The 6,930-nt window shown below is 63.8% G+C and carries 4 protein-coding genes and 1 pseudogene; 3 read left to right on the top strand and 2 right to left on the bottom strand.

From position 1 onward, the window contains the following. Positions 1-18 precede the first annotated feature (18 nt). Together A5766_RS24070 and A5766_RS18300 are read left to right on the top strand one after the other, a co-directional pair. Positions 19-1,163: pseudogene (locus tag A5766_RS24070) on the top strand (IS3 family transposase). Between the two features lie 178 nt (positions 1,164-1,341). Continuing rightward, entirely contained in the window at positions 1,342-2,385 is a 1,044-nt protein-coding gene (locus tag A5766_RS18300; RefSeq protein ID WP_197501544.1) for a hypothetical protein, read from the top strand. A 75-nt stretch (positions 2,386-2,460) separates the two neighbouring features. Here the strand turns inward: A5766_RS18300 and dnaB are convergent, their stop codons facing one another. Continuing rightward, entirely contained in the window at positions 2,461-4,695 is a 2,235-nt protein-coding gene (gene dnaB / locus A5766_RS18295; protein ID WP_039854383.1) for a replicative DNA helicase, read from the bottom strand. Positions 4,696-5,309: 614 nt separating this feature from the next. Here dnaB and A5766_RS18290 point away from each other — a divergent pair. Further along, positions 5,310-5,930, top strand: a complete 621-nt coding sequence (locus tag A5766_RS18290; RefSeq protein WP_005202385.1) for a hypothetical protein — start codon at positions 5,310-5,312, stop codon at positions 5,928-5,930. A 15-nt stretch (positions 5,931-5,945) separates the two neighbouring features. Here A5766_RS18290 and A5766_RS24065 read toward each other — a convergent pair whose 3' ends face one another. Continuing rightward, positions 5,946-6,590 (bottom strand): universal stress protein, encoded by a 645-nt coding sequence (locus tag A5766_RS24065; protein WP_005202387.1) that lies wholly within the window; start codon positions 6,588-6,590, stop codon positions 5,946-5,948. Positions 6,591-6,930 lie beyond the last annotated feature (340 nt).

The raw sequence follows: 6,930 nt of genomic DNA, 5'->3' as shown, positions 1-6,930 counted from the left end.
GAAGGGACGATGAGGATCATGGCAGGACGTAAGCGTCACTCGGCGGAGGACATCGTGCGCAAGCTGCGCCGGGCCGATGAGTTGGCTGCGGAAGGCAAGACCGGCGAGGAGATCGCCGCTGATCTCGAGGTGTCGGCGGCGACGTTGTACAACTGGCGCCGCCAGTACGGCGGCATGGATGGCGACGCGACGAAGGAACTCAAAGAGCTGCGCGAGCAGAATAGCCGTCTCAAGCGGCTACTGGCTGACGCGGAGTTGGAGAAGGACGCGTTGCGGGAGATCGCGAAGGGAAAATTCTGAGCCCAACTGCCAAACGTGCCGCCATCGACATGCTCAAAGACGTCAAGAACATGTCAGAACGTATGGCGTGCAGGGTAGTTGGGCTTTCCCGTTCCGCCTATCGACGGCTGCCGCACGCACACACCCCGGCCGATCCGGACGCCGCACTGCGCGAGCAGCTACGCACGTATGCCCGCAAGAACCCCCGGCACGGGTTCCGGCGCGCGTGGGCGCACCTGCGCTTCGACGACGGCATCGAGATCAACAAGAAGAAAGTGCATCGGTTGTGGAAGGAGGAGGGCCTGCAAGTGCGGCGTGCTCCGCGCCGCAAACGCGCCGGCCAGTCATCGGTCCCGGTCGTGGTCGCGGACGCACCGAAAGTGGTGTGGGCATTGGACTTTCAGTTCGATTCCACCGTCGATGGGAAGAAGATCAAGATCGCGTCGATGGTGGACGAGCACACCCGCATGTCGTTGCTGAACATCGTGGACCGCTCGATTCCGGCTGAGCGGTTGATCGAGGAGTTGGAGAAGACGTTCGCGATCTGGGGTGGCCCGCCGATGGTGCTGCGCATGGACAACGGCCCTGAGTTCATCTCAGAAGCCCTGCGCGACTTCTGTGCAGGGTCGGTGGGGATCTCCTACATTCCGCCCGGCACGCCGTAGAACAACGGGTTCATCGAGTCGTTCAACAACCGGCTGCGTGACGAGTGTTTGAACCGCAACTGCTGGCCCACCCTGTTGGAGGCCCGTGTGGTCATCGGCGACTTCAAGGCCGACCACAACCACCGACACCGGCATTCGGCACTGGGCTATCGAACCCCGGCCGAGTACGCTGCCGGATGCACCCACCAGCATCACCCCGTGGGCTGCGAGATCGACTGACCGACTGCAAGAAGATACTGGCTCTAGAACTGCCTGGACCGGTTATCGGGGACCTGCCACCGGGCCTACGGCGAGTCTGGAGACGAGCCCGCACCACCAGACCTACGACGAGCTCACGTCTTTCAACAAAGACCTCAGGCTGCGACGGTCCTGGCAAGAGGTCGACCTCGACGGAGCTTTGACTGAAGCGCAGCGCGAGGCATGGGAGCTTTGGCAAACCAAGCATCGCCTCTCTTGGAGATCGTCGGACTACCTCGCCGTCGGTGCCGCAGGACTTGTCGGGTTGCTCTGTTCCTGGTTCGACTCGACGATCGACAGCGCGGTGCGTGATCACCTGAAGACGCTCACCGAGTCCGCCGCCGTACAGCGTTGGGAATCAGCGGGGAAGCGACTGCCCATCGACTACATGGGGCCCGGGTTCGGTGGACGTGCGCACCGGGTCAAGTCAGCGGGTCACGATGTTGCGCGACCGATCGAAGCCATCAGGCAGGTCATGAACGGCGAGTTCCGCGGAATCCGTTGGCAGAACGGGCAAGCCATCCCGATTTTCCAAGGTGGGGTGTTCCTACCCAATCTGTCGCTCACCGAGGCTGCGCTGCGGCTTGGGCAGCATTTGTTGGCAGATGTCGTTACTCCGATGAGCCTGCCGATCCCTGGAATGTCGTTGCTGTACGAGAGTGACAACCAATTGGTGCGGGACTTCGCCCTTCACGCCTACAGTGGACTCGGTCAAGGGACAGGTTGGAACGTGCGAAGCGGAATCGCTACGCCAACAATGACTGTCATCGCAACTGAGGTGATCATCCGTACCTACGTCCACGCCGAGGCTCTCACGCAGACAGGTTCACCAGAGCTCGACTGGCCGCAGAAGCGCCGACGTACCGAGCTGCTACTCGCTGCGCACAGTCTGATATCTGCAATATCGCTCGGCAAGGTGGCAGCCCAGATCGCGGCCCACAGCATGGCGGGTGACTATCTCCGCGCTGCGCACCCCTCGCACATCAGGCATGCAAACATCCCAGCCCTTCTCCGGACGGGAACACTAGCGGCAACTGTTGTTAATGACGCGTACCGCGCATCGCAAATACCAAGTGCACAGTCTTGGGACGAGTTAGTTGTCGCAACCGCTCAGCCCTGGCAACTCGACCTCGTGAGCAGGTACGAGACGCTTGGTAGTGCACCCGGCGGCAGGTCAGAACTACTCAAAGACCTGGATACATAGCCGGAGGCCATCCATGTGTTGAACTAGTCTCGTTGGCCCGCATATTCGCCTAAGTAGTGATAGCGGCAGCACCGACTACCCTCGCGCCATATCCACGAAGCGGCTCAGATGTAGTTGGTGCGCAACGGTTATCGTGGCAGTAGGACCGTTGCGGTGTTTGCCGACGATGATGTCGGCCTCGCCCGCGCGCGGGTCATCGCGTTCAAACGCGTCGGGGCGGTGGAGCAGGATGACCATGTCGGCGTCCTGCTCCAGCGATCCCGATTCACGAAGGTCCGACACCTGCGGCTTCTTGTCGGTGCGCTGTTCTGGACCACGGTTCAGCTGGCTGATCGCGACCACGGGAACCTCGAGTTCCTTCGCGAGCAGCTTCAATTGGCGGCTGAACTCCGAGACTTCCTGCTGACGCGACTCGACCTTCTTGCCGGACGTCATCAGCTGCATGTAGTCCACCACAACGAGTTTCAGATCGTGGCGCTGCTTGAGGCGTCGAGCTTTGGCGCGGATCTCCATCATGGTGAGGTTCGGCGAGTCGTCGATGAACAGCGGCGCCTCGGAGATCTCACCCATTCGACGTGCGAGGCGCGTCCAGTCGTCGTCGGACATCGAACCGCCACGCATGTCGCCGAGCTTGATCTTGGCTTCTGCCGAGAGGAGTCGCATCACGATCTCGACCTTGCTCATTTCCAAGGAGAACATCGCGGCCGTCATCTGATGGCCGATCGAGCACGACCGGATGAAGTCCATGGCGAGCGTCGAATTGTGCGTCGGCACCATGGCCTCACCGGCGAGGTACATGTGCTCGTCGTTGTCGACCTGCACGCACCGCACCGGGACGCTGCGGACCGGACGAACGGCGACGACGCGTCGAACTCCCGACTGCATGCGAAGTTCCTTGTGGCGCAACGCTTTGTGGTAAACGGTGAAGACGTCGTCGTCGCCCGTGTCGACCCGGAGCCAGCCGGTCGCCGACCTCTTGTATGTGTAGCCGAGTCCGGCGACGAGGTCGGCGATGACTGCGGTCATGTGTCGGGTGGCGGCCGGAACGATGATCCATCCGTCCTCATCGACGCTCGCGCGGGCATCGAGGAGGCCGGCGAGCAGTGCTCGACGCTGCGCGATCGACCCGCGCAGATACTCATACGGAATTCGCCCACCGAGATCTGACATCAGCGCCATGACGTCGACATCGCCCTCGGCGTCGATGCGGATACCGATCTCGGGGTCGTCGAATGCCATTCCCGCAAGTGCGGCAACCGTATACGGACCGTAGGCGAAGTTCTTGCGCGGCAACTCGAGTGGCTCGGTGTTGCGCACCATGGCGCACCCGACGTGCACTCGCAGATCGGCGGTGGTGAGGGTACGGCGCTCATCGTCGACCTCTGCGACCCACTGGTGCTGTTCGTCGGCGACGAGCACGCTGCCGTCGCTGAACTCCACCTCGAAGCACGGCCGCTCCGTCATGACCTCGGTCGCGGCAACGACGCGCGTGGGCCTACCGTGCGGATCGATCAGCTCGTCGCCGACGCTCACCGTGCCCATCGTGGTCCAGCCGGTCGGGGTCGGTAGCGGAGTATCGAGCGAGAGCGCTTTGCCGACACCCGGGCGGGCTGCCACGATGATCATCTGCCCGGGGTGCAGGCCGTTGGTGAGCTTGTCCAGGTCGGCGAAACCCGTTGGCACACCGAGCGAAATGCCACCGCGGGAGGCGATGGAGTCGATCTCGTCCATCGTCGGCTGCAGCAGCTCTTCGAGCGGCACGTAGTCTTCGGCGGTACGCCGCTCGGTGACCTCGTAGACCTCGGCCTGTGCGCGGTCGACCACCTCGGCGACATCCTGGCCGTCGGCACCGGAGTAGCCGAACTGCACGATGCGCGTGCCTGCTTCGACGAGGCGTCGAAGAATGGCCTTCTCGGCGACGATCTCGGCGTAGTAGCCGGCGTTGGCCGCGGTGGGCACGGTGGAGATCAGGGTGTGCAGATAGGGGGCGCCCCCGATGCGGCGCAGCTCGCCCGCGCGCTCGAGCTCTGCGGCGACCGTGACGGCGTCGGCGGGTTCACCCTTGCCGTACAGCTCGAGGATCGCCTCGTAGACGGCCTGATGTGCCGGTCGGTAGAAGTCGTTGGTGCGGATCTTCTCGATGACGTCGGCGATCGCGTCTTTCGAGAGCATCATGCCGCCGAGGACGGACTGCTCGGCCGCCATGTCTTGCGGCGGTTGCCGGCCATATTCCTCGACCGGCATGTCGGGCTCGTCGGGTCGTCCGGAATCGCGCGCCGCACCGTGACCGCGATCATCGACAACTGCCACGTGTGCCAACCTTTCGAACTCGAACCCTGACGATGGACGTCCCCAACCGTCAAACTCGTCGACACGGCGGTGTGCTGACGAATCGGCCGTCCCCCGGAATCCGACTGGCTGAGTCGTCTTTGTTGATACCCGAGGGGTCTGACATGTCGGACCGCACATCGCGACGCGCAACACCATCGGCACTGATGGAAGACAGTAGGAGTTCGTCTCGTCGCACTCAAACGCGCTTGTGGACGAACTTGTGGATGGCCTGTGGACGGCTCGCGCGCAACCCCGCGTCAGTTGTGCAGCCGCTGTGGAGAACGTTGGGGAGTATATGCGTGCGCAACTCGATCTCTGCAGGTCAGACACTGTGCGCGATTTCCACAACAAAGAACTTTTCTCAGCTCGGCGTGTCTTGGGAAACTCACAGTCGGGCGTGTTGTGGGCGGGTGACAACCACCAGCGGGCAACAACGCAGTGAACAGTGGGTGTGACCTGCGCAACAGCTCAGTTTCGTCGCGGCGATTCGCTGTCGCCGCGCCGCGCACACCGCCACTGTCCGAGTTTCGCCCTCGTCCGACGCCGCGATGTGGTGGACTGGCCCCGTGCCGACGACCCACAGACGCCACAAGATGTCTCGCTCCCGTCTGGCGTCGTGGCTCCTGGCCGCTGCGGCACTTCTCGTACCGCTACTGAACGCATCTCCGGCTGAGGCAGCACCGCCACCGCTGCCCGCCGCATTCGACCTCGCGCGCTACACACCTGTCGATCCGACGCCGTTCCGCTCGCTGGCCTACGACGACAACGGACGGTCGTTCTTCACCACCGGCCGGTGGAACTGCCAGATCGGCCCGACGTTCCGCTCGGTGGGCTGTCAGGGCCGCCCCGCAACGGCACCTCCCGGCGTCCAGGGTGCAGCCATCACCGCCGACGCCCAGGGGCCGTGGTGGGTGCCCAAGCCGGATTTGCTGACCGGCACCTCGTACCATTTCGGCTCGGCGTCGGGCTTCCGTCCGCCGCGCCTGAATGTGGGCACACGCGTGACGATCGCGGGCGTCACCTGCACGGTGCCCTCAGCCACCCAGGTCGCCTGCCGCACCGGCAATCGGGCGCTGATCTTCTCGCCCGGATTCCACAAGTTCTACTACCCCGCCGACGACACCGCGCACAGCGGCAATCCCGCTCCGCGCTACCTGCCGACGTCGCTGCAGGCGTCGAGTCAGCTACCGCTGGTGCCGGCGCCGCCGAGCTGACAAGCCGCCCTACCGTCACTCCCCAGTCGCGGGGACGCCTGTTGGACGCCGCTCACGCAGGGAGCGCACACCACGTGGCGTAGCGGTGAGCAGGTAACCCGCATCGACACCCCTGTTGACCACCAGGAGCGGGACATCCGTTGTGGCACAAAGCCGTCGGGCCAATCGACCCGGCCCCGACGCATACCCGAGAACCATTGCGGCCGCATCGAGGTCGCGGGACTCCCGCGCCAACACGACGTGGGGCTTACCGCTGCGCACCAGGGCTCGGACATCGGAAGCGCCTGCGGCACAGGCGACTTCTCGCGCACGTCGTTGAACCTCATGGATCACCGAGAGCTCCTCGAGCTGATATGCGTCGGCGCCCAACTCATCTCGCCACCGTCGTTCCTCGCGACTGCGGTGCGGATTCGCCCGCTGCCGAGCGACGACACTGACGAGGTAGAGCGGCGCCTCGGAGCGGACCGCGCGGGCGGAATACTCGACCGCCCAATACGATTCGTCCGTTCCACACACTCCGACGACGACGGGCGCCGCGGAGGTCCGGGCTTGGGTGTGAGGCTGGGCCTGGGTGTGAGTCTGGGCCGGCCGGGTCTCACCGCGCAGGGGAATCGTGGCGACGGGATGGCGCTGGATCTGATGACCGAAGAGAGTGTGCATGGCGGTGACTTCCGAGATGAGACTGCAGAGCTGTGTACGCGAATCCCTTGCACCGGCACACCACGTCGGGCACCACCACCGAGCTGGACCCGGGGAACTCGCTGACCACGACGCTACGAGCGCGAGCCCTCGCGGTATCGGGTAGCCACCTACCCCACTTTCGCGACTGCACGTCCTCGTCGCGGCCTACGAGTACGCATTTCATGAACCATGTAAAGCCAACAGCCTCAGAGACGACGAGAGCCGGGCGGGGACAAGTAACCCCCCGGGGAGCCCCCGGTTAAACAAAAGACGATAAAAGACACCGGAAAAAAAACAACCACCACCAAAAACACAAAGC

It is taken from the genome of Gordonia sp. 852002-51296_SCH5728562-b (assembly GCF_001665475.1).
Classification (GTDB): Bacteria; Actinomycetota; Actinomycetes; order Mycobacteriales; family Mycobacteriaceae; genus Gordonia; species Gordonia sputi.
The sequence above is the reverse complement of the archived record's forward strand: the minus strand, read 5'-3'. Positions and strand labels throughout refer to the sequence as shown.

Coding starts and splice junctions, on each gene's coding strand:
- A5766_RS18290 (WP_005202385.1), top strand. CDS start 5,310: ATGTCTCGCTCCCGTCTGGCGTCGTGGCTCCTGGCCGCTGCGGCACTT.
- A5766_RS24065 (WP_005202387.1), bottom strand. CDS start 6,590: ATGCACACTCTCTTCGGTCATCAGATCCAGCGCCATCCCGTCGCCACG.